Raw genomic sequence first — 22,641 nt, 5'->3', positions numbered from 1 at the left:
AAATATGCTACAGTTAAATACGACTAAAATTCAATGTAGTTTGTTGTAGTTTATGAGTGCTATCAATGGCAAGAGGTTTTAGTAAAGCTGTAAATTCCCAACAAAAACAAACAGATTCATTGCGTTCAATGAATATTTTAAATGCCAGTTTTTGAGAACATTTTGCCAAGTTGAACAACCCAAGAATAGAAAGAAGTAAAGAACACTTACTCAAAGATATTAGATCGATTGCAATTCTAGGTATCCAGACGCGGTGCAGACGGATGGGTGGCAATAGAAGCCTATGGTAACGCCAAATATGAATGGTTAAAAACCTTTCTAGAATTACCGAATGGTATACCATCTCATGACACATTTAGTCGAGTATTTGCCCGAATTGAACCGCAGCAGTTTCAAGAATGTTTTTTGAGTTGGGTAAATGCGATAGTCGGGGAATTAGAACTAAACGTGATTGCCATTGATGGCAAAACAATGAAACAATCTTATGACCGAAATGACCAGCAAAAAGCACTACATATAGTTACTGCCTGGTCTTCATCTCATCAATTGGTTTTAGGGCAAAAAAAAGTCCCTCAAAAATCTAACGAACTCACAGCAATTCCGGAATTAATAGAAATGTTAGAAATTGCCGGAAGTGTAATAACCATCGATGCTATGGGATGTCAAAAAGACATAACATCTCTGATTATCAAGAAAAAAGGAGATTATATTGTAGCTTTAAAAGGAAATCAACCACTCCTGTATAAAGCCGTAAAAGAATGGTTTGAATTAGCCCAAAAATCAGATTATATAGATAGAGAGTATAACTATCATGAACAAGTAGAAGCTGGACATCACCGAGTGGAAAAAAGACAGGTATGGACTGTTGATGTATCTGAGTTACCACCTCTCCATAATCAAGCATTATGGACTGGATTAAAAACAGTTGTCATGATAGTTAGTGAACGACGGCTGTGGAATAAAACCACGACTGAAGCTCGTTTTTACTTGAGTAGTTTAAGCAGTAATGCTGAAAAAATTGCTGGGGCGATTCGCAGTCATTGGGGCATTGAAAATAGCTTACATTGGACACTCGATGTTACATTTTGTGAAGACAAGAGTCGCATTCGCAAAGATCATTCTCCCGAAAATTTTGCTCTCCTACGTCGCGAGTGCTATAAATTTACTAAAACAAGAAAAAACTTCTAAACAAAGTCTAAAAATGAAACGGTATCGAGCGGCAATGGACAATAATTATTTAGTTAAAATTTTAAACTCTGCCAGTTAATGATCGAAATCTAATACCTATCTAAAAAGAAAAATTATCCGGGTTTAAGAAGTTCAGAAAATCTTAAGGTTCTGATTTTATCTGCTCAGGTCGGGTTAAAATTAAGGATTTTAAGAAGGTTTTTTTAGTTATTTAGTAATGCACAAATTCACCTTTTTGTCAAATTAAATTAGATGCGTTTACCCTGCGGATGCTAGCAGTCAAAAAGATTATTTGTGCGGCGGTAGTGGCAATGATTTAATTTTTGGTAATGAAGATGCCGATCAATTGTGGGGCGGTGACGGTAGCGATACTCTGTACGGGGGTAAGGGTGATGATACTTTGATTCGGGGAATGGGCGACGACTGGTTGATGGGAGATTTAGGAAACGATACGCTGCAAGGAGGAAGCGGGCGCGATTACTTTTTCTTGACTGCGGGAGAAGGCCGCGATGTAATCGCTGATTGTATGCAAGGTGAAGATTTATTAATCTTGACGGGAGGGTTAACGGTCGATCGACTCAGCATAGTTGAAGAAAACACTACAACTTTTATCAAAATTGCCAACACAGATCAAATCTTAGCTAGCCTCAACGGCGTATCAGCTAATCTCATCACTCAACAGGATTTCACACTAATCGGGCTACCTGGTTTGTAGATAAGACGGTGGTTGAAACCGCCTCTAAACAAACTTTAGTCTGCGAAAGACATTTGCTTCGCCGAACGTCCTTCACGGACTAAAGAATTAATGCGATATCAAAGCCTGATTTGGTATTAGGTAAATACAGGACTGAAGTCCTTACTACAAACTGCAATACTTGTAGGAAGGGGTTTTACCAACAATCTTTTATTCATATCCATATATGATATCATTTCCGGTTACACCGGAATGATGTTTACGGTTGACGGTTTACGGTTGACTGTTGACAGTGAACAGTCAACAGTCAACCGTAAACAGTGAACTCGAATTTACTATTCCGATGCTAACGGATTTGATATGAGACACTACTTAAATCTTTCGTATAGGGTCAGCAAATAGTCATATCGCATTGATTTATCCTCTCTAAAATTAATCCACCCTGCCTTCTGAAGGCAGGCTAGGGCGATCGGGAGGAGTATCGAGTCAAACACAATATTGCTACTACACTTGGGGTTAAGTTGAAACTAATGGTGCGAAGTACGCACCCTACAGTTTCTCGTTTCCCGGCTCTGCGTCCTATTTAAACCGGAACCAGAGTTGGCTCTAAAGTTGCCACTAATTTGAGATTGTACTCATCTTCAAAAGACGGCTTTTTATAATCCAAACTCCAGAGTTCCAGAGCGCAATCGTCTTCGGGATTGAGCGGTTGCAGCCGCAAATGAAACTCTCGAACTTCCGGGCGGTATTCGCATTTAAAATTAGAAATTGCGCCAATCTGACGCCTATCTAAAGCCACAGCTAACCGCAGAAAAGGATGCAATTTACTAACGAATTCTCGGTAACTTTTCGGGAGAACAATAAAATTTTCGTGCTTTTTTTTAGGAGGATTCTTCCGGTGATAGCGAGCCAAATTGGCAATTACTTCAATCTCTGTTTCAGTGTATCCCAATAACTCACCATTGCGAATTAAATAGTAAGAATGCTTGTGGTGCGCTGAATGACTGACGTACAAACCGCAGTTGTGCAGAATCGCGGCAGCCCACAGCAACTCGCGTTCTTCGGTTCCCCAATTGTGTAGAATTCCTTGAGTTTGGTCGAAAAAATTGAGCGCAAATGCTGCGGTTCTTTCGCTTTGTTCTAAATTGACTTGATATTTGTTAGCCATGTGCAGAATGCTGCGCTGGCGGATTGAACCTTGATAGCGCAAGCGGTTTTCAATTAAACCGTGCGCCAGCATCCAGTCAACTATTACACCTTCTCTCAGAGAGCGATCGCAAACAGTCAGCGATTCAATTCCTAATAGTGTCATAGCTTCCTGCAAAATCAAAGCGCCTGCCAGAATAATTTCTGCCCGCTTGTCCGACATTCCTGGAATTGCCAACCTTTCGGCATAAGAAAGTTTGCGAAAGCGATTGACTAAATCGCGTAAATCTTTTAAACTTAACTGATATCCAGCCAGCGGACTCGGAACAGTTCCGAACTTTTCGCGAGCGTTAATAGCAGCCAGAGTTTCGATGGTTCCAGCAGTGCCAATCAAGCGCAAAGGTTCGCCATCATGAAATTGAGATCGCAATTCGTCGATCGGTCTTTCCAGCGAAATCCGAATATAAGCTTGCAAATAAGCAAACTCTTCCCTGCTAATCGGGTCCGTTTTGACAAATTGTCCTGTTAAGCGAACAGCACCAATTTTTGTACTGGTGAGACAGCGAGGCTCAGAACTGTCTCCTAAAATCAACTCCGTAGAACCGCCTCCAATATCAATAATCACCTGGGACTGATTGTTAAACTCCATACCCGAAAGAACGCCGAGATAAATTCTCCGCGCTTCTTCCTGACCGGAAATTAAACTCACATTCAGGTCTAATTCTTCAGCAACTTGTTTGAGAAAATCCCGCCCGTTAGGAGCTTCCCGAACCGCACTCGTAGCCACAGCGATAATTTGTTCAGCATTGAAAGTTTTAGCAATATCTAGAAAACGGCTCAGAGTGGCGATCGCCCTTTCCATAACCTCGGGCTTCAAGCACCCTGTCTTAACCTCACAATCGCCCAACCGAACCGTATCTTTTTCTCTAGCAATAATCGTAAACGCGGGTAATTTCGGATCGATTCGCGCCACCACCATATGAAACGAGTTAGTACCCATATCAATAGCAGCAATAATGCGATTTGACTCCGTAGAAGCAAGTGAATTAACCATTGGAGTATGGGGGTTGACAGATATTTATGATTATTTCACGAATCCAGTTAGGCATTCTATTAAATTAGCAAAAATCGGGAAATGCTGACGGGGCAAGACTTTTACCTGGTTCAATTCCAGCAAAAGTGCGATCGCCAGCAGAGATAGTAAGTGATTGTGCCTAAAATTTGATAAAATTTAGAGTTAAAAATCTCAAATCTACAATCGAAATGCTTACAGAGCCCGATCGCCAACCCGAATCCACATTGCTAACCGTCGTGAGGCTTTTGAGATGGGACAAACCAGCAGGAAGGCTGATTTTAATGATTCCAGCCCTCTGGGCCGTCTTTTTAGCAGCAGACGGGAGGCCGCCCGCAGCATTGGTGGGCGTGATTGTGTTGGGTACGTTAGCCACGAGTGCGGCTGGATGCGTCATCAACGACTTGTGGGATCGCGATATCGATCCCGAAGTAGAAAGAACGCGATCGCGCCCCCTAGCATCCCGCGCCCTCACCGTGCAAACTGGAATAGGAGTTGCTTTAATTTCCTTTGCTTGTGCGGCAATTCTCGCTTTTTATCTTAATCCGTTAAGTTTCTGGCTGTGCGTCGCCGCTGTACCAGTAATTATCTGCTATCCTTTAGCAAAAAGATTTTTTCCAGTGCCACAATTAGTGTTATCAATCGCCTGGGGTTTTGCAGTTTTAATTAGTTGGAGCGCCGCCGTTAACCAATTAGAATTAGCGACTTGGCTGCTGTGGGGCGCAGTCGTGTTTTGGACGATGGGATTTGATACAGTTTATGCGATGAGCGATCGGGAAGACGATTTGCGTTTGGGGGTGAATTCCAGCGCGATATTTTTCGGGGATAATGCCGCTAATGCTGTGGGTTTTTTCTTTGTTGGTACTATCGGCTTGTTAGCAGCAATGGGAATTAATTTGCACTTGCACAGTGGTTTTTGGATGGCAATGTGTGCGGCGGCGATTTTGTGGTTTTTGCAATATAGTCAACTGCGGAATGCGGATATTCCTAAGCCGGTTTACGGTCAAATCTTTCGCCAAAATGTTTGGGTGGGGTTTGTCATATTGGCTGGGATGATTGTTGGGGAGATTTTTTAGTTTTTTGTAGGGCTTTTCCCGCAGGAAACGGGTCTGAAACTCGAATGATTCAATTTTGACAGAAGAGCTTCACATATATTTAAGCCTCAAAGCCTTTATCTCTCTGCTTTGTATCGAAGTCTCCAACGGCTGCACATCCCCGAAAAAGGGGGACGAGCGATCGCTTATTCCCCCTTTTTCAGGATTATACATAAATATACTTACTTATTAATCCAATTGAATTAAACTGTTCGGAGATATTAGGAATGCGTGGGCTTCTAAAAACTGGTATGATTTTTCTTTATTAGACAATTTTATACTCAATTATACTAAATTCATGAGTATAAACAAGTACGTTTTTTATCCCGTCGGTATGGAAATTGGGTACAGACAATACTTTCATATCAAAAAAATAAATGTCTAACGGTGCCATTTCCTACTCGTTATTAAACACTCTGTGTAAAGTTTCATTACAAAACGCAAAAAAAATTCGGCGCTGTCTGATACATACATAGCGGGGGAAAGTTAAGGGAGTTTAAAGACTGTGTAAAGTTTGGCTCATTTAGTTGAATTCGCGTGCATTATGAGTACACGCGAGACAAGACAAAAGTAACCACCCAGAAAAAAAGGTAAAAAGACTATGGCTGATAACTTTGCTAACCGAACTTTGCTCACTGGCGTACCCGTGAGTACAACAGGCTCAAATATTGGATCCACAGGAGAAGTAGGTGAACCTACCCAAAGTGGGACAATTAACTCGGAGTGGTGGTCTTGGACTGCACCCGCTACCCGGACTTTTACTATTGACACCAGAAGCAGTAATTTCGATACTTACTTGTCGGTTTTCACTGGTTCTGCGCTTAATAACCTCAGTCTGATTGGCTCCAATGATGATGGCGGAGGGAATGCAACTAGCCTGCTTAGCCTGGATGCAACAGCCGGGACAACCTATCAAATAGCTGTTGATGGTTTTAGCAGCGCTACAGGTTCGATTCAACTTAATATTACCACTCCCCCTCCAGCCAATGACAATTTTGTCAACCGAATTGCTTTGACAGGGGTAACAGCCAATGGTACAGGGTCAAATATTGGAGCCACCGGAGAAGTAGGTGAACCTACCCAAAGTGGGACAACTAACTCGGCATGGTGGTCTTGGACAGCACCCAGTACCGGGACTTTTAATATTGACACCAGAAGCAGTAATTTCGATACTTACTTGTCGGTTTTCACGGGTTCTGCGGTTAATAACCTAACTCTGATTGGCTCCAATGATGATGGTGGAGGGAATAACACTAGCCTGCTTAACCTGAATGCGACAGCCGGGACAACCTATCAAATAGCTGTTGATGGTTTTAGCAGCGCTATAGGTGAGATTCAACTTAATATTGCCGTTCCCCCTCCAGCCAATGACAATTTTGCCAACCGAATTGCTTTGACAGGTGTAACAGCAAATGGTACAGGAAGAAATACTGGAGCCACCGGAGAAGTAGGTGAACCTACCCAAAGTGGGACAACTAACTCGGCATGGTGGTCTTGGACAGCACCGAGTACCGGGACTTTTACTATTGACACCAAAAACAGTAATTTCGATACTTGGTTGTCGGTTTATACGGGTTCTGCGGTTAATAACCTAACTCGGATTGGCTTCGATGATGATGCGGGAGGGAATAACACTAGCCTGCTTAGCCTGAATGCGACAGCCGGGACAACCTATCAAATAGCTGTCGATGGTTATCAGGGTGGGACAGGTTCGATTCAACTTAATATTGCCCCTCCCCCTCCACCCGAGAGAAATGGCACTCCTGACCCTGATAACTTAATCGGAACTGCCAATCCAGAGATCATCAATGGATTGGCAGGCAACGACACCATCAATGGAGCAGCAGGCAACGACACCCTTAATGGTAACGAGGATAATGATCGTTTAAACGGAGGACCCGGAGCCGACCAAATGACAGGCGGATTGGGTAACGATATTTACGTTGTCGATAATGCCGGAGATGTCGTCAGTGAACTTGCAGCTCAAGGAACCGACTTGGTGCAATCTGGCGTCACCTACACCTTACTTGCCGAAGTTGAAAACCTCACTTTAACAGGCATCGCTGGGATTAACGGCACCGGAAATACTGTAGCCAACATCATCAGCGGCAACCCCGGTAATAATACCCTCAATGGATTGGCCGGCAACGACAACCTCAACGGGGCTGCTGGAGACGACATCCTTAATGGTAACGAGGGTAACGATCGTTTAAACGGAGGGCCCGGAGCCGACCAAATGACAGGCGGATTGGGTAACGATTTTTACGTTGTGGATAATCCCGGAGATTTGATCACTGAACTTGCAGGTCAAGGAATCGACGAGGTGCTCTCAACCCTCAATGATTACTCCTTAGGTGCACAAGTTGAAAAACTCCGTTTAGGAGACACCGCGCTTAACGGCGACGGAAATCTTCTAGCCAACACTATTGTAGGCAACGCTGCCAATAATAGGCTCAACGGGGGAGCCAATTCGGATACGCTCAGCGGGGGAGCCGGTTCGGATACGCTCAACGGGGGAGCCGGTCGAGATATTCTAACGGGTAATACGGGTGCAGATACTTTCGTCTTCAACTTTGGACAGTCCTCTCTACCCCTCACGGATAGCGTTAACGACTTTGAGATCAACATTGATAAAATCGACTTGTTGACCCAAGCTGGAGTCGCGGCGAATGCCCCTAGTAGCTTTAGCCGTGCTGCCAATAATAGCACTGCCACCAATTTACAACTTTTGGCAAATCAAGTGTTTATCGACGCTAATGGAGGATTAGCCGGAGACCAAGCTCTAGGAATTAATAGCGCTGCTTTAGTTGTGGCTACTAATGCCTCGATCGCCGGTAATTACCTTGTCATTAATAATGCTAATGCTGGTTTTCAGGAGACTAGCGATTTAGTGATCAAATTAACAACCACTGCGACGTTACCCCCTGCTGGCTCTATTCCCGTTACCTATTTCTTTATCTAACCATAACCTCAAGGATTGGCGCTGCATAATCGAAGGATGATCTGTCAATCCAAATCGTAAAAATTAGCGAAGTAACCAGGTTTTTCGAGAAAGTCCGACAGGGAATTAATTCGCTGTCGGACTTTGTTTGTAGAGGCTCGGTTTCAACCCAGATTCCACACCCTGGGGTGTCACACAGCATAATTACGCAGACAACTCTATTTTGAAAGTAATAAATTATGCCTTTAAAAAGTTTTTTATCCTTGCAGGGTCTTAAGGTATAATTTATAGCTTTATTGCTGGATAAAAATAAATAAAAAGCGATTGTGACAGGTGAGGATGCGACATCTGGCTAAGAAAGCTCCAGAGCCATTTCTCACCCAGATTCAGAAGGGTTCTCGCTCTTTCAAGAATGCGATATATTCACCCCAAAACTATGAAAAAAATCATCATTGGCATCATGGGTCCCGGCGATAGTGCCACATCAACCGACTTAGAAAACGCCTATCAACTCGGACAACTCATCGCCGAAGCAGGATGGATATTGCTAACTGGCGGCAGGAATGTCGGCGTCATGGATGCCGCCAACAAAGGAGCAAAATCAGCTAACGGTTTAACAGTCGGCTCTTCTCCCTTTTTCTGGATTTTTATATGTAAATATACTTAGTAATTAATACAATTGAATTAGACTTTTCCGAGATATTATTTATGTGCTGGTTTATAAAAGTTTATATTATTTTTGTTGATTACATGATATTCTAAGAAATAGAATCTTTTTAGAGTTGCAACCTATAGAAAATGGCACAAATGCCATTTTCTATCCCCACAATCTTTTTATCAATAGAAGGGTTAACCTGTCATGGCTACAAATTATAGATCAGATCGTGTAATACTCAAACTGAAGCCGACCGCGTCTTCAAGTGCAATTACCAACTTGCAGGCAGTAATCGGAGTCACAAAAGTCACCAAAGCCTCACAACTTGGGATTGACATTTGGCAGATTCCTTCAGGAAAGGTTGAAGAAACAATATCCGCTTATAAAAATGATCCCCGCGTTGAATACATAGAGCCGGATTATATTATCACCCTTGATGATGTCCAAGCAACGAGTTCTACTCAAGAAAAATTAGCAACAATTACACCCCAAACAACAACTCCCAACGATCCTAGCTATTCCCAATTATGGGGACTCAACAACACAGGTCAAACTGGGGGAACAGCCGATGCAGACATCGATGCCTCCGAAGCGTGGGATATTCAACAGGGAAACCCAAACACAGTTATTGGTGTTATTGATACAGGAGTTGATTACAACCATCCCGACTTAGTGGGCAATATCTGGACAAATCCAGGGGAAATCGCCGGAGATGGCATCGATAACGACAATAACGGATATATTGATGATGTTCGCGGCTGGGACTTTGCCTATAACGACAATGACCCGATGGATGTGCAGGGACATGGCACCCATGTTTCGGGAACCATTGCCGGAAAAGGCAATAACAGCGTTGGAGTGACAGGGGTTGCCTGGAATGCCAAGATTATGCCACTTAAGTTTTTAGATGATAGTGGTTTTGGCAGCACATCTGATGCGATTTTGGCAATTAATTATGCTACGGCGAAGGGCGTCAAACTTACTAATAACTCTTGGGGTGGGGGAGGCTACAGTCAAGCCCTATCCGATGCCATCAATACCGCCGGACAACAGGGAGCTTTATTTATTGCTGCGGCGGGTAATGACGGACTGAACAATGACATAGATCCTTCTTATCCTGCCAGCTACAATCTATCTAATATTATCTCTGTTGCCTCAACCACCAACACGGATGGACTCTCATATTTCTCCAACTTTGGACCAACCAGTGTTGATTTAGGAGCGCCCGGTTCTGAGATTTATAGCACCACACCCGGAGGAAATTATGGCCTGTTGTCTGGGACATCCATGGCAACTCCCCATGTCACCGGCGCGGCGGCGTTGCTGTGGTCTCAAAATCCGACTTGGACAGCACAGCAAGTTAAAAACAGGCTGCTGGAAAGAACTGATGCTATTTCTGCTCTTAGTGGTAAGACGGTTTCAGGGGGTCGGTTGAACATTAACAATGCTTTGGGGGGCTCTACCCCACCAGGATCGAGCGCCAATGATAACTTTACGAACCGGATTGTGCTAAGTGGCGTACCTGTGAGTACAACCGGCTCAAATATTGGAGCCACTGGAGAAGTAGGTGAACCTAGCCAAAGTGGAACCACTAACTCAGTTTGGTGGTCTTGGACAGCACCGAATAGCGGGACTTTTAATATTGACACCAAAAACAGTAATTTCGATACTTACTTGTCGGTTTTCACTGGTGATGCGGTTAATAACCTCAGTCTGATTGGCTCCGATGATGATGCGGGAGGGAATTATGCTAGCCTGCTTAGCCTGAATGCGACAGCCGGGACAACCTATCAAATAGCTGTTGATGGTTTTAGCAGTAATACCGGTGAGATTCAACTTAATATTGTCGTTCCCCCTCCAGCCAATGACGATTTTGTCAACCGAATTGCTTTGACAGGTGCAACAGCCAACGGTACAGGCTCAAATTTAGGAGCAACAGGAGAAATAAGCGAACCGTCCCAAAATGGGACCACTAACTCGGCGTGGTGGTCTTGGACAGCACCTAGTAGCGGGACTTTTACTATTGACACCAAAAACAGTAATTTCGATACTTACTTGTCGGTTTTCACTGGTGATGCGGTTAATAACCTCAGTCTGATTGGCTCCGATGATGATGCGGGAGGGAATTTGACTAGCCTGCTTAACCTGGAGGCGACAGCCGGGACAACCTATCAAATAGCTGTTGATGGTTATAGCAGTTATACCGGTCAGATTCAACTTAATATCGCTCCAACTGGCGATACCATCGCACCCACAGCCAGCAGTTTCAACCCCGTTGATAATGCTACAGGGGTTGCCGTTGGTGCTGACTTAGTCATCAACTTCAGCGAAGCCATTCAAAAAGGTGCAGGCAATCTTATCATTAAGAAAGTCTCTGATAATTCTGTGGTAGAAACCATCCCAGCAACTGCGGCTAATATCACTGTCAGTGGCAGTCAACTCACGATTAACCCAGCAGCAGATTTAGGGCAAAACACAGAATACTACGTGGAAATTGCCAACGATGCAATTAAAGATTTAGCTGGCAACAATTATGCTGGTATTACCGGAAATAGCACTTGGAATTTCACCACTACAGGCCCAAGTGTTTTGAATGATAAGTTTGCCGACCGGATTGTACTAAGTGGCGTACCTGTGAGTACAACTGGCTCAAATATTGGAGCCACCGGAGAATTCGGTGAACCTAGCCAAAGTGCAACCACTAACTCAGTTTGGTGGTCTTGGACAGCACCGAGTAGCGGGACTTTTACTATTGACACCATAGGCAGTGGTTTCGATACTTGGCTGTCGGTTTTCACGGGTTCTGCGGTTAATAACCTCAGTCTGATTGGCTCCGATGATGATGCGGGAGGGAATAACACTAGCCTGCTTAGCCTTAATGCGACAGCCGGGACAACCTATCAAATAGCTGTTGATGGTTATAGCAACGCTACAGGTTCGGTTCAACTTAATATTGCACCCGATATTGTACCCCTGGTTATTAATGGCACTCCTGGCCCTGATACCTTAACCGGAACTCCCAATCCAGATACCATCAATGGATTGGCAGGCAACGACACCCTCAACGGAGCAGCAGGCAACGACACCCTTAATGGTAACGAGGATAATGATCGTTTAAACGGAGGACCCGGAGCCGACCAACTGACAGGCGGATTGGGTAACGATATTTACGTTGTCGATAATGCCGGAGATGTCGTCAGTGAACTTGCAGCTCAAGGAACCGACTTGGTGCAATCTGGCGTCACCTACACCTTACCTGCAGCAGTTGAAAACCTCACTTTAACAGGCATCGCTGGGATTAACGGCACCGGAAATACTGTAGCCAACGTCATCACCGGCAACCCCGGTAATAATACCCTCAATGGATTGGCCGGCAACGACAACCTCAACGGGGCTGCTGGAGACGACATCCTTAATGGTAACGAGGGTAATGATCGTTTAAACGGAGGACCCGGAGCCGACCAACTTACGGGCGGATTGGGTAACGATATTTACGTTGTGGATAATGCCGGAGATGTCGTCAGTGAACTTGCAGGTCAAGGAATCGATTTAGTGCAATCTGGCGTCACCTACACCTTACCTGCAAATGGTGAAAACCTCACTTTAACAGGCACCGCACTGATTAACGGCACCGGAAATACTTTAGTCAACGTCATCACCGGCAACCCCGGTAATAATACCCTCAATGGATTGGCCGGCAACGACAACCTCAACGGGGCTGCTGGAAACGACATCCTTAATGGTAACGAGGGTAATGATCGTTTAAACGGAGGACCCGGAGCCGACCAACTTACAGGCGGATTGGGTAACGATATTTACCTTTTCCAGTTTGGACAATCCTCTGTATCCGCCAGCGATCGCGTTAACGACTTTGCGATCGGCACTGATAAGATCGACTTGTTGACCCAAGGTGGAGCTGCAATGAATGCCCCTACTAGCTTTAGCCGTGCTGCCAATAATAGCACTGCCACCACTTTACAACTTCTGGTAGATCAAGTGTTTATCGACGCTAATGGAGGATTAGCCGGAAACCAAGCTCTAGGAATTAATAGCGCTGCTTTAGTGGTGGCTACAAATGCCTCGATCGCTGGTAATTACCTTGTCATTAATGATGCTACTGCTGGTTTTCAGGCGAGTAGCGATTTAGTGATCAAATTAACAACCACCGGGACGTTGCCCCCTGCTGGCTCTATTCCCGTTACCAATTTCTTTATCTAACGATAACCTCAAGGATGGGCGCTGCATAATAGAAAGATGATCTGTCAATCCAAATCGTAAAAATTAGCGAAGTAACCGGGTTTTTGAGAAAGTCCGACAGGGAATTAATACCCTGTCGGACTTTATTTGTATAGGATTGGTTTCAACCCAGATTCCACACCCTGGGGCGTCACACAGCATAATTACGCAGAAAACTCTATTTTGAAAGTAATAAATTATGCCTTTAAAAAGCTTTTTATCCCTGCAGGGTCTTAAGGTATAATTTATAGCTTTATTGCTGAATAAAAATAAATAAAAAGCGATTGTCAGAGTTGAGGATGCGGCATCTGGCTAAGAAAGCTCCAGAGCCTTTTATCACCCAGATTCAGAAGGGCTCTCGATCTTTCAAGAATTCGATATATTCACCCCAAAACTATGAAAAAAATCATCATTGGCATCATGGGCCCGGGCGATAGTGCCACATCAACCGACTTAGAAAACGCCTATCAACTCGGACAACTCATCGCCGAAGCAGGATGGATATTGCTAACTGGCGGCAGAAATGTCGGCGTCATGGATGCCGCCAACAAAGGAGCAAAATCAGCTAACGGTTTAACAGTCGGCATCCTTCCGGGAAATGACACTCGCGGCATTTCTGAAGCTGTAGATATTGCCATTGTCACCGATATGGGAAACGCCAGAAATAACATTAACGTTCTTTCTTCAGATGTAATAATTGCCTGCGGTATGGGAACGGGGACAGCTTCGGAAATTGCCCTCGCCCTCAAAGCTAACAAACAAGTTATCTTGTTAAATGACAGCGCCGAAAGTCAACTTTTTTTTAAAGGTTTAGCACAATTTAACATCTTTGTGGTAAACAATGCTGTAGAGGCTATGAATCAAGCTCGCGAAATCCTAGTAAATTCAAGATGAAATCCAAGATGAGAGTAAGCAAATTCAACTTTTGTGCGATCGGCATTTTCCTGGCTTTGGGGATTTTCGTCAGTACCAAAGCAGACGGAAGAATTGCACAGTTCAGTTTCAGCAATAAAGCGACTCAAAAATTAGCACAAACCCTCCCTCCTCCTCCCCCTTTCACACAGCCTGTTACCGAACAAGAAGCGCCACCTATTCGCAGCGAATCCGTGCCGGATCAAATAGCTTTAGCAACCCATTTGCAGACAATCAAAGCTAGACTCTACGGTGCTTACTGGTGTCCTAACTGTCACACGCAACAAGAACTTTTCGGCAAAGAAGCATTTACGGCGATTACTTACATTGAGTGCGACCCCAGAGGCCAAGATGCTCAACCAGATTTGTGCAAAGCTGCCAATATTAAAGCTTATCCCACTTGGGAAATTCGGGGTAAATATTACACGGGCCGGCACTCTTTGGAAAAACTGGCTATTTTATCTGGTTATAAAGGCAGCCGCAATTTTCTGCCACCAGTTCCCTCTCCTTAAAAATATCTACATTCGTTCGCACCCGCACTCGCCCACTAAGAAACCGGGTTTTTGAACCGAGGTTGACGGTTTTCAGCAATTATAGGACTAAGACCAATTGTCACAACTAGGGGTTAAATTTTAGGTATGTAGTTGCGCTTCAGCGCTCTTAGCTTAGGAAAGAGCGCTGAAGCGCAACTACATACTTTTGTTTAATGTGCGACTTGCGTAAGGCCTAAATTATTTTGGTTAAAAACCCGCTTTCTCGCCACCCCTGCGTCCTAGACTATAAATATAAATAAAGTGCTTAGGGCGCACCTACAATTATGATTTTTATGAACTCAACTTCTGAATAATATGAATTGACATCACAGTGAGCTGGTTATTGAATTGTAATTAGGCGGACAGATATATGTCAATTTCAGACTAGCAGCTATTCAGGAGACTGAAGCTATGCAGTTACAATTTAGCAACAAACAAATAATCTGGAGCAGTTTGCTGTGCTTTTCGGCAATTGCATTTCCCGTAGCGAGCCAAGCTATAACAGTACAAGAAGTACCGAATCCCCGTCAAGTAAATAACACTTGGGTAACGGACAAGGCAAACATTCTCAGCGACAGCACCGAAACTCAACTAAATCAAATGATTTCGGATTTAGAGGCGAAAAACGGCTCTGAAATCGCTGTTGTGACAGTGCCTGATACTAAACCCTCTGCGACACCAAAAGCATTTACTACAGAATTATTTAACTTTTGGGGTATTGGCAAAAAAGGTAAAAATAACGGAGTTTTATTGTTGATTTCGTCGGGGGAACGCCGCGTTCAAATTGAAACAGGTTCGGGCATTCAAACCATTTTGCCGGATGCTAAGGCAGTGGGCATTATTGAAACCGAAATTACGCCCAGATTTAAACAGCAGGACTTTGACGGGGGGACATTAGCCGGGACAAAGGCGTTAGTAAATGTTTTACAAACTCCGATGGTAAATGCTCAATCTCAAACCACGCTGCCTTTGGCTCCAATCGTACCATCTCAAGGGGTGAAACCGTCACCCATACCTAGTCAATCGCCAGTTATTAGCAATAGTAAGTCCACAGGTGAAGATTTATCGAATTCAATCATTTTGGGGTTATTCATCTTAGTACCTGGCTTCTTTATCTTTAATATATTTCGCAGCTTATTTTCTCGGAACTCTCCTTCCCCCTCCCACCGCCGTTATTCGCCCCATAACAGCAGTAGCAGTGACTACAGCAGTAGCAGTAGTGGCTACAGCAGTAGCAGTAGTGACTGCAGCAGTAGCAGTAGCAGTAGCGACTCCGGGGGTAGCTTTGGCGGGGGCGACTCCAGTGGGGGCGGTGGCGGTGGGGGTTACTAATTCGGGAAGGGAGGCAGAAACCGAGTTTTTTTAGCAGGAATTAGTCCCCCTCTGGGGGGACGAGAGGCAAGTGTAGTTGCGGTTGAAACCGCCGAATAATCGAGGGGTAGCTAACTAAAATACTCTTCAACAATTTTCAAAATCCGCGAGGCGGCTAAACCGTCCCCAAAGGGATTAATTGCCATTGCCATTGCGTTGTAAGCTTCGGAATTGCTCAGCAACTCTACCGCTGCTGCTGTAATTATATCAGAATTAGTACCAACGAGTTTAGCAGTACCCGCAGAAATTGCCTCTGGTCTTTCTGTGGTTTCTCGTAATACTAAAACGGGCTTGCCCAAACTAGGTGCTTCCTCTTGCAAGCCGCCGGAATCTGTGAGGATTAAATGACATCTCTGAATCGCTCCTACTAATTCTGCGTAATCTAAAGGTTCTGTTAAAAAGACTCTGGGATGGTCGCCCAAAAGAGCTTTTAAAGGTTCTCTGACTGTGGGATTTCGATGTAGAGGTAAGAGCAAGGCTGTATCGGGAAATTTCTCTAAGATTTGGAGAAATGCGTGAGCAATTCCTTGTAAGGGTTCTCCCCAATTTTCGCGGCGGTGAACTGTTGCTAAGATAGTGCGATATTTGCTCCAATCTAAAGAGGGAATGTTGCATTCGGGTTCGCGTTTGGCGACAGAAAGCAAAGCATCGATTACTGTGTTGCCTGTACGGTGAATTTCTCCCAAAACGCCCGATCGCCCTAAATTCTCTTGGGCCAGCTCTGTCGGCGCAAAATGCAGCCGTGTGAGCTGAGATATCAACCGTCTGTTAGCCTCTTCGGGATAGGGATTGAACACGTCGTCTGTCCGCAAACCGGCTTCTACGTGACCTACTGGTATTTTCTGGTAAAATGCAGCCAAAGCAGCAGCAAAAGCTGTGGTTGTGTCGCCTTGTACTAAGACAATTTTTGGCTGTAACTCTTTAAACAAATCTTCTAAACCTTGCAAACTCCGACAAGTAATATCTGTCAGGGTTTGCTGGTGCTGCATAATGGCTAAATCCCGATCGGCTTTTAGATCGAACATTCGCATTACTTGCTCGACCATTTCTCGGTGCTGACCGGTTAAAATTACTTGGGTGTCAAAGGTTGGCGAACTTTTGAACAGTTGAATGACTGGGGCTAGTTTAATTGCTTCCGGGCGAGTTCCCAAGACGATGCAAACGCGGTGTGTGGCTTCGGGCATGGTAAAATTGGGTAGTTGAGATTTGTGAGGGTTTTAAAGGCTCAATATTTTATAGCAGGTTTAAATCGTTGGTTAATAAGATTTATTTTTTTATGAACCGCAGAGGGCGCAGAGGGCGCAGAGGAGAGAAGAGAGATAGAAGGTGTTTTTTTTTGGAGTTATATCGTTTCTGGTTGCACTGTTGGTACATTTTTATTGTTTAATTGTCATGGCTTATCGTTACATTCTATTTTATAAACCATACGATGTTTTAACTCAATTCACTGACAACTCCAGCGAGAGTAAACGCAGCACTCTCAAAGACTATATTCCTATTCCTAACATTTATGCAGTAGGAAGGCTCGATCGCGATAGTGAAGGTTTGTTGCTGCTAACCGATGATGGACAAATGCAGCACCGCCTCAGTGACCCGAAATTCGCTCATCCCCGCACTTACTGGGTGCAAGTTGAACGAATTCCCGATGCAAGTGCGATCTCCGCTTTGCAGACAGGTGTCACAATTCAAGATTATCGGACTCGATCGGCAAAAGTGCAATTATTGTTAGAAGAACCACCTTTGCCGCCCCGCGAACCGCCGATTAGATTTCGCAAAAACGTGCCCACAGCTTGGCTGGAAATGACTCTCACAGAAGGCCGCAACCGCCAAGTGCGCCGGATGACCGCAGCAGTAGGGTTTCCGACGCTGCGGCTAGTCAGATGTGCGATCGGGCATTTGCGTCTGGAAGGCCTCAAACCCGGTGAATGGCGCGAACTAACTCAAGCTGATTTTAGATTTTAGATTTTAGATTGGGGAATTACAGTCAACCGTCTTGACATTTAGGACATTCTTGATAGCTGAAACTATTACTGCGGCTGTATTTCCCTTCTTCCTTCTTCCTTCTTCCTTCTGCTTACTTTCGAGGCGGCAAAATAAAACTCTCGTTTCCATCCTGATCTTTTTGCACCTGAGCTCCCAACTTGACAAGAGCTTGTTTCGCCCTTTGACGCACCAACTTATCAGTTGTTTGAGCATAAACTGTGCTCCAAGCCTTAAACAGCACCGGCACGCTATCGGGATCTCGGCGCAAATACTCAGCAGTTGCTCGAAACATCGGCGCGAATTTCGGCCCTTCCGGGCTTCCTTCCACCCAATCAGCGGCCATTTCGTGGGAGCGAATTGAGTCGGGAATATCCCCCAACAGCAGCAACTCATCAAGACCTTTAGTTCGCCACACTATCCAGGATTGGGAATGAAGTTGCGGCGAAACGGCAAGGGCCCTAGTACCACGCTCTATAAAGTTAACCGCAGTTTCAGGCTTTCCCTGGTAAAAAGAAATAGCTGTGGAAAGAAACAGGTAGATGTCAGCCCACCGCGGGTCGCGCTGCGTAACTATGTCAAAATAATCTTGGCTCAGGTTGTAGCCCGTCACATCTCGGGCTTCGTCGTCGCCAAAATACTGCAAAAATTTGAGAAATGTCCAATCTGCAATTAAATTATCAAACCCAAAACTAGGGACAGCTTTGAGCATTCTCAGCCGCAAGGCTTCTTGCTGCGCTTCTTGCTGTGCGGCTTGCTTGAAACTGGCAGCAGACATTGCAGAGAGTGGCTTTTGCCCCTGAACACGAACTGGGGACATTCCGCCCAACTGGCCGCTAGACTGCATGGCGACGACGCCCGCCAGGGCTGCTAGACCGATAACTCCATTAACGAGCAGGCTCAACCACTTACGCGAAAATTGTTCGATTTTAGCTTCCACGGCACTTTATAAATCCAAGTTTTAAATTAAGTTTATTGAAAGAGAGTAATAATTGGTTGGCGATCGACAATAAATCTCGTTAAACTGTCCACAGGGATGGTGGAGCCTCCACACAATAGTTTAAGTAGTAGTGTGAGATTTTTTAGCAATATAAAATCTCAAATCAAAAATCTAAAATCGAATTGAGCCAAATTCAATGAATCAAGCCCGCAGACGCTTTTCTAAATTACAGGCAGCCCTGTTCAGTGGGGCGATGGCAACAACCGCTTCGATATCTTTACTCGTTCCCGGCCTGAGCCAATCAGTCCGCGCCGAGCTTCAAGATAGCCCCAAAGCTGTCTTAGACGAAGCTTGGCAAATTGTCAACCGAGAGTATGTTGATGGCAGCTTTAACAAGACTGACTGGCAATTGACCCGCCAAGAACTGTTGAGCAAAAACTATACCTCTCGCGAAGCTGCCTACACCGCTCTCCGCAAAGCCCTAGAGAAATTAAACGATCAGTACACGCGCTTCATGGACCCGAAGCAGTACGAAGCGCTGACGAATCAAACCTCTGGGGAACTGACAGGGGTGGGGATGAGGCTCGAAGAAGACGAGAAAACGAAAGTGATTACCGTAGTCGAGCCCATGGAAAATTCCCCCGCCCTGAAGGCGGGGATTCTAGCGGGCGATAAAATTTTGGTGATAGACGGCAAAACTACCAAAGGCATGACTGTCTCGGATGCGGCTCAGATAATTCGGGGCGACGAAGGCACAAAAGTCACGCTGCGGATTGCTCGTGAGGGCAAAAGCGAGTTTGATATAACTCTGACTAGGGCGAGAATTGAGGTAGCAGCGGTTCGCTACAGCCTCAAGAATGAAGGCGGTCAGAATGTCGGTTACATCCGTTTGCAAGAGTTTAGCTCCCACGCCGGGGAACAAATGCAGGTGGCGATTAAAAAGCTCTCGGATCAGAAAGCTGACGCTTTTGTTTTGGATTTGCGGGGGAATCCCGGCGGGTTGCTGCGAGTGAGCATTGATATCGCTCGGATGTGGATGGATACAGGGGCGATCGTCCGCACAGTCGATCGCGCGGGTGATTCTCAGGAAATGCGGGCAAACCGCACTGCAATCACTGATAAGCCTTTGGTGGTGCTGGTGGACGACAATTCGGCCAGCGCCAGCGAGATTTTGGCCGGTGCTCTGAAGGACAACAAACGCGCAACTGTGATGGGCGGCCAAACTTTTGGCAAAGCTTTGGTGCAGTCGGTGCATTCTTTGGCTGACGGTTCGGGATTGGCGGTGACGATCGCGCACTACTATACTCCCAGCGGTACCGATATCAGCCAAAAGGGGGTTACTCCCGATATTAAGGTAGAAGTCACCGACGAACAAAAGCTGAAATTAGCTAACAAACCGATGTTGGTGGCGACTCAGGACGATCCTTGCTACGCGCAGGCGATCGCACTTTTGAAAACTACCGCTTCCTCGACCCGTCCCGTTGCTGCTAATGAGGTTGTTGTTCCTAAGAAGTAGTTGAAATTAGCACTTATTAACAATTAGCTTTAAGATGAAACCCGCTGGTGCGGGTTTTGTTTTTATTAATTACTTATTGGTTCTTAAGTAAATCCACCTAATTAAACGTAAGATACAGATGGCTAAAAAGCTTGCTATATGAGCATTGTTCCTTCTTTCTTCTACTTAGTTATTGGTTAATTGATATCATGATTAAAGCAAATTAGTGGGATTGGCATTTTTTAACCGCAGATATCAGCAGATGAACACAGATGCACGCTGATGGGATTTCTGAAGTGTTTACCTCTGACTTAATTAGTCATTCATGCGCCGGATAAACTCTAAAGGCAAACCATCAGTATCGGCAATAAAAGCTACTTCGTAAACATTTTGCCCGATCGCCTGTTGAGTCGGTTCTAATAAAACTTTCAAAGGTTGAAACTGATTGGGTTGGTCTTTAGCAGCTTCCTCAAAACGTTCTTTCATAGACTCCAACCAGCTAGGCAAGTCAGTTGTCGCCTCAGTTAAATCAAAAGATAAATGATAATATCCAACATAATGCTCGTCTCCGAAAGCATCCGGTGCAGGTTTTGGTTCCGGGATTTGAATTAGTTCAATGCGTCCGTTGAGACCTTCCATCCAACAGGCTAGGGTGTAACCTGTGGTAAAGCGATCGCTCACAGTAAATCCCAACTGTTCGTAAAAGGCGATCGCTCGGTGTATGTTAGCAGTGCGAATCGAGGCGTGGTGCATTCGATTTTAGATTTTAGATTTTAGATTTTAGATTTTAGACTGGGAAGTAGGAATTGCGATTTGAGATTTTATATTTGAGAGGGTAAACTCGGAACTCGGAATTAAAAACATCGCCTCTGTTGCCCAAAAGTAATAGAGCCTTGTTTTTTCTTCCTTCTTCCTTCTTCCCCCTTCCTTCTTCCCTCTTCCTTCTTCCTTCTTCCCTCTTCCTTCACTTATTCAAACAACCGAAAATAAGGATATCTAATCGGAACTCCCGGCTCTTTTTCCAAATCAAAATTAATCACTTCCCAGCAAGGGTCTTCTTGGGGCTCAGGGCTAAAATCCACAGGCAAACCGTACAGTCTCGGCCGGGGCGATTCCGCTTGGCCGCGCCAAGGCGTGCTGCGTTCCAAATAAGCGCTGATTAAGTCGCGATAGCGTTGAGCAACGATCACGCGAGTTGCTCGGTAGCCTTGAGTATAGAGTCGATCGAGCGCTTCGTGAATTTCAAACCGAATCCCGTCCGGGTGCGTGTGCTGGCGATACCATTCATTCTCCCAGCGGCGCCAGTGCCGCCCAGACTGAAGGTGAACCAGTTCCCCCGTTTTTGGATCTGCCTCAAATGCCCCGTGACGCGGACACAAATAGGTATCCGTTAGCGTTAGAGCCGGAATTGTTTGGCGACAGTGGGGACACTGAATTTCCGGGCCAAACATCGGGTATTGCAAGGCAACTTCAATCATTTATTTGCGTCCCAGCATATTTTCTCTGCAAAAGTGCCAAATACTATTTATTATATCCCGTATCAACAACCAGCTAATCTGCTAGAAGTATAACGATCGCAAATGAGCAATCTCAACGAATCTCTGTCTGCACTTCCTTCCTATTGGCCCAGGCCAGATCTATCCCAAGCGGCTTTTGTCGGTGAAGGCGCTGTTGTGATCGGCAGGGTAGAGGTGGCTGCGGGCGCTAGTATCTGGTACGGGGCGGTGGTGCGGGCGGATATAGAGCGAATTGCGATCGGCTCAAGTACCAATATCCAAGATGGAGCCATTCTGCACGGCGATCCGGGGAAACCGACTGTTTTGGAAGATTTCGTGACAGTGGGACACCGAGCCGTGATTCACTCAGCTTACATTGAACGGGGCTGCCTGATCGGGATTGGGGCGATCGTCCTCGATGGAGTGAGGGTGGGCAGAGGCTCTATCGTCGGTGCAGGGGCGGTTGTCACCAAGGACGTTCCCCCTCACACGCTAGTTGCGGGAGTGCCTGCCAAACGCCTGCGGGATGTCTCTGAGGAAGAAGCTGCGGAGTTGGTGGAACACGCTAAGCGTTACGAAAAGTTGGCTTTGGTACACGCGGGGAAAGGAACTGATTTGGGATTTGCTGAGGTGAAGGAATAAAGTTTTCAGGACTATCCTGGACGCATAAAAACCTTCATAACCGGGTTTCTTGCGGTTTTTGCGGGCTGTAACGAAGTATTCTGAAAAAAACCTGGTTTCCGATCGCCCGTGTGTCCAGGACTATAAGACTTACTCTTAATGAGTTTTGTTGAGGTACAATACTTACACATTTCAGGGCAAATCTGTCATTCTAAGCGTATCGAACCATCTCATAAATCCTAAACTAGAGTAATTAAAATTAAGCAA

At 45.2% G+C, this 22,641-nt stretch carries 15 protein-coding genes and 2 pseudogenes; 12 read left to right on the top strand and 5 right to left on the bottom strand.

Annotation, left to right across the window (positions count from 1 at the left end; all coding sequences use genetic code 11):
- Positions 1-170 precede the first annotated feature (170 nt).
- Together D0A37_RS21925 and D0A37_RS21920 are read left to right on the top strand one after the other, a co-directional pair.
- A pseudogene (locus D0A37_RS21925) lies at positions 171-1,267 on the top strand (ISAs1 family transposase).
- A gap of 213 nt (positions 1,268-1,480) precedes the next feature.
- Positions 1,481-1,903, top strand: coding sequence for a calcium-binding protein (locus D0A37_RS21920; RefSeq protein ID WP_242717520.1), 423 nt, complete (start codon positions 1,481-1,483; stop codon positions 1,901-1,903).
- A gap of 562 nt (positions 1,904-2,465) precedes the next feature.
- Here the strand turns inward: D0A37_RS21920 and D0A37_RS21915 are convergent.
- Positions 2,466-4,082 (bottom strand): Ppx/GppA phosphatase family protein, encoded by a 1,617-nt coding sequence (locus D0A37_RS21915; protein ID WP_242717518.1) that lies wholly within the window; start codon positions 4,080-4,082, stop codon positions 2,466-2,468.
- 209 nt (positions 4,083-4,291) lie between these two features.
- Here D0A37_RS21915 and D0A37_RS21910 point away from each other — a divergent pair, with 209 nt between their 5' ends.
- The 7 genes and pseudogenes from D0A37_RS21910 (at position 4,292) to D0A37_RS21880 (ending at position 15,803) form a co-directional block, all read left to right on the top strand.
- Positions 4,292-5,176 carry a 4-hydroxybenzoate solanesyltransferase gene (locus D0A37_RS21910; RefSeq protein ID WP_242717516.1) on the top strand — a complete coding sequence of 295 codons (885 nt, stop codon included), beginning with the start codon at positions 4,292-4,294 and terminating at the stop codon, positions 5,174-5,176.
- Between the two features lie 619 nt (positions 5,177-5,795).
- Positions 5,796-8,156, top strand: a complete 2,361-nt coding sequence (locus D0A37_RS21905) for a pre-peptidase C-terminal domain-containing protein (protein WP_242717514.1) — start codon at positions 5,796-5,798, stop codon at positions 8,154-8,156.
- 415 nt (positions 8,157-8,571) lie between these two features.
- Positions 8,572-8,769 (top strand): annotated as a pseudogene (locus D0A37_RS21900) (SLOG cluster 4 domain-containing protein); the annotation flags it as partial.
- Positions 8,770-8,994: 225 nt separating this feature from the next.
- The gene (locus tag D0A37_RS21895) at positions 8,995-13,008 is read left to right on the top strand and encodes a S8 family serine peptidase (protein ID WP_445242429.1); all 4,014 of its coding nucleotides are present in this window, start codon (positions 8,995-8,997) and stop codon (positions 13,006-13,008) included.
- Positions 13,009-13,422: 414 nt separating this feature from the next.
- Positions 13,423-13,920 (top strand): TIGR00725 family protein, encoded by a 498-nt coding sequence (locus tag D0A37_RS21890; protein ID WP_242717510.1) that lies wholly within the window; start codon positions 13,423-13,425, stop codon positions 13,918-13,920.
- Between the two features lie 8 nt (positions 13,921-13,928).
- Positions 13,929-14,450 (top strand): hypothetical protein, encoded by a 522-nt coding sequence (locus tag D0A37_RS21885; protein WP_242717509.1) that lies wholly within the window; start codon positions 13,929-13,931, stop codon positions 14,448-14,450.
- 432 nt (positions 14,451-14,882) lie between these two features.
- Positions 14,883-15,803 (top strand): TPM domain-containing protein, encoded by a 921-nt coding sequence (locus D0A37_RS21880; protein WP_242717508.1) that lies wholly within the window; start codon positions 14,883-14,885, stop codon positions 15,801-15,803.
- Positions 15,804-15,913: 110 nt separating this feature from the next.
- On the opposite strand, the gene wecB is transcribed toward D0A37_RS21880, so the two are convergent.
- A complete protein-coding gene (gene wecB, locus D0A37_RS21875) occupies positions 15,914-17,026 on the bottom strand; it encodes a non-hydrolyzing UDP-N-acetylglucosamine 2-epimerase (RefSeq protein ID WP_242717507.1) in 1,113 nt (370 codons plus the stop codon).
- Between the two features lie 208 nt (positions 17,027-17,234).
- Here wecB and D0A37_RS21870 point away from each other — a divergent pair, with 208 nt between their 5' ends.
- Positions 17,235-17,804 (top strand): pseudouridine synthase, encoded by a 570-nt coding sequence (locus D0A37_RS21870; protein WP_242717506.1) that lies wholly within the window; start codon positions 17,235-17,237, stop codon positions 17,802-17,804.
- Positions 17,805-17,916: 112 nt separating this feature from the next.
- On the opposite strand, the gene D0A37_RS21865 is transcribed toward D0A37_RS21870, so the two are convergent.
- Positions 17,917-18,762: a hypothetical protein gene (locus D0A37_RS21865; RefSeq protein WP_242717505.1), complete on the bottom strand. Its 846-nt coding sequence runs from the start codon at positions 18,760-18,762 to the stop codon at positions 17,917-17,919.
- A 196-nt stretch (positions 18,763-18,958) separates the two neighbouring features.
- Between D0A37_RS21865 and ctpB the strand changes: the two genes are divergently transcribed.
- Positions 18,959-20,278 (top strand): carboxyl-terminal processing protease CtpB, encoded by a 1,320-nt coding sequence (gene ctpB / locus D0A37_RS21860; RefSeq protein ID WP_242717504.1) that lies wholly within the window; start codon positions 18,959-18,961, stop codon positions 20,276-20,278.
- A 294-nt stretch (positions 20,279-20,572) separates the two neighbouring features.
- Here the strand turns inward: ctpB and D0A37_RS21855 are convergent, their stop codons facing one another.
- A complete protein-coding gene (locus tag D0A37_RS21855) occupies positions 20,573-21,010 on the bottom strand; it encodes a VOC family protein (protein ID WP_242717502.1) in 438 nt (145 codons plus the stop codon).
- Positions 21,011-21,225: 215 nt separating this feature from the next.
- Positions 21,226-21,735: a TIGR02652 family protein gene (locus D0A37_RS21850; RefSeq protein ID WP_242717500.1), complete on the bottom strand. Its 510-nt coding sequence runs from the start codon at positions 21,733-21,735 to the stop codon at positions 21,226-21,228.
- A gap of 102 nt (positions 21,736-21,837) precedes the next feature.
- Between D0A37_RS21850 and D0A37_RS21845 the strand changes: the two genes are divergently transcribed.
- Positions 21,838-22,395, top strand: a complete 558-nt coding sequence (locus tag D0A37_RS21845; protein WP_242717498.1) for a gamma carbonic anhydrase family protein — start codon at positions 21,838-21,840, stop codon at positions 22,393-22,395.
- Positions 22,396-22,641: the final 246 nt, after the last annotated feature.

This window comes from Microcoleus vaginatus HSN003, assembly GCF_022701255.1.
GTDB classification, from domain to species: Bacteria; Cyanobacteriota; Cyanobacteriia; order Cyanobacteriales; family Microcoleaceae; genus Microcoleus; species Microcoleus vaginatus_B.
Note: the sequence above shows the minus strand (reverse complement) of the source record. Positions and strands in the feature narration are given on the sequence as shown.

What these genes read in the sequence shown, in the direction of transcription:
- D0A37_RS21915 (WP_242717518.1), bottom strand. Translation starts at nt 4,082, where the DNA reads ATGGTTAATTCACTTGCTTCTACGGAGTCAAATCGCATTATTGCTGCT.
- D0A37_RS21910 (WP_242717516.1), top strand. Translation starts at nt 4,292, where the DNA reads ATGCTTACAGAGCCCGATCGCCAACCCGAATCCACATTGCTAACCGTC.
- D0A37_RS21905 (WP_242717514.1), top strand. Translation starts at nt 5,796, where the DNA reads ATGGCTGATAACTTTGCTAACCGAACTTTGCTCACTGGCGTACCCGTG.
- D0A37_RS21895 (WP_445242429.1), top strand. Translation starts at nt 8,995, where the DNA reads ATGGCTACAAATTATAGATCAGATCGTGTAATACTCAAACTGAAGCCG.
- D0A37_RS21890 (WP_242717510.1), top strand. Translation starts at nt 13,423, where the DNA reads ATGAAAAAAATCATCATTGGCATCATGGGCCCGGGCGATAGTGCCACA.
- D0A37_RS21885 (WP_242717509.1), top strand. Translation starts at nt 13,929, where the DNA reads ATGAGAGTAAGCAAATTCAACTTTTGTGCGATCGGCATTTTCCTGGCT.
- D0A37_RS21880 (WP_242717508.1), top strand. Translation starts at nt 14,883, where the DNA reads ATGCAGTTACAATTTAGCAACAAACAAATAATCTGGAGCAGTTTGCTG.
- wecB (WP_242717507.1), bottom strand. Translation starts at nt 17,026, where the DNA reads ATGCCCGAAGCCACACACCGCGTTTGCATCGTCTTGGGAACTCGCCCG.
- D0A37_RS21870 (WP_242717506.1), top strand. Translation starts at nt 17,235, where the DNA reads ATGGCTTATCGTTACATTCTATTTTATAAACCATACGATGTTTTAACT.
- ctpB (WP_242717504.1), top strand. Translation starts at nt 18,959, where the DNA reads ATGAATCAAGCCCGCAGACGCTTTTCTAAATTACAGGCAGCCCTGTTC.
- D0A37_RS21855 (WP_242717502.1), bottom strand. Translation starts at nt 21,010, where the DNA reads ATGCACCACGCCTCGATTCGCACTGCTAACATACACCGAGCGATCGCC.
- D0A37_RS21850 (WP_242717500.1), bottom strand. Translation starts at nt 21,735, where the DNA reads ATGATTGAAGTTGCCTTGCAATACCCGATGTTTGGCCCGGAAATTCAG.
- D0A37_RS21845 (WP_242717498.1), top strand. Translation starts at nt 21,838, where the DNA reads ATGAGCAATCTCAACGAATCTCTGTCTGCACTTCCTTCCTATTGGCCC.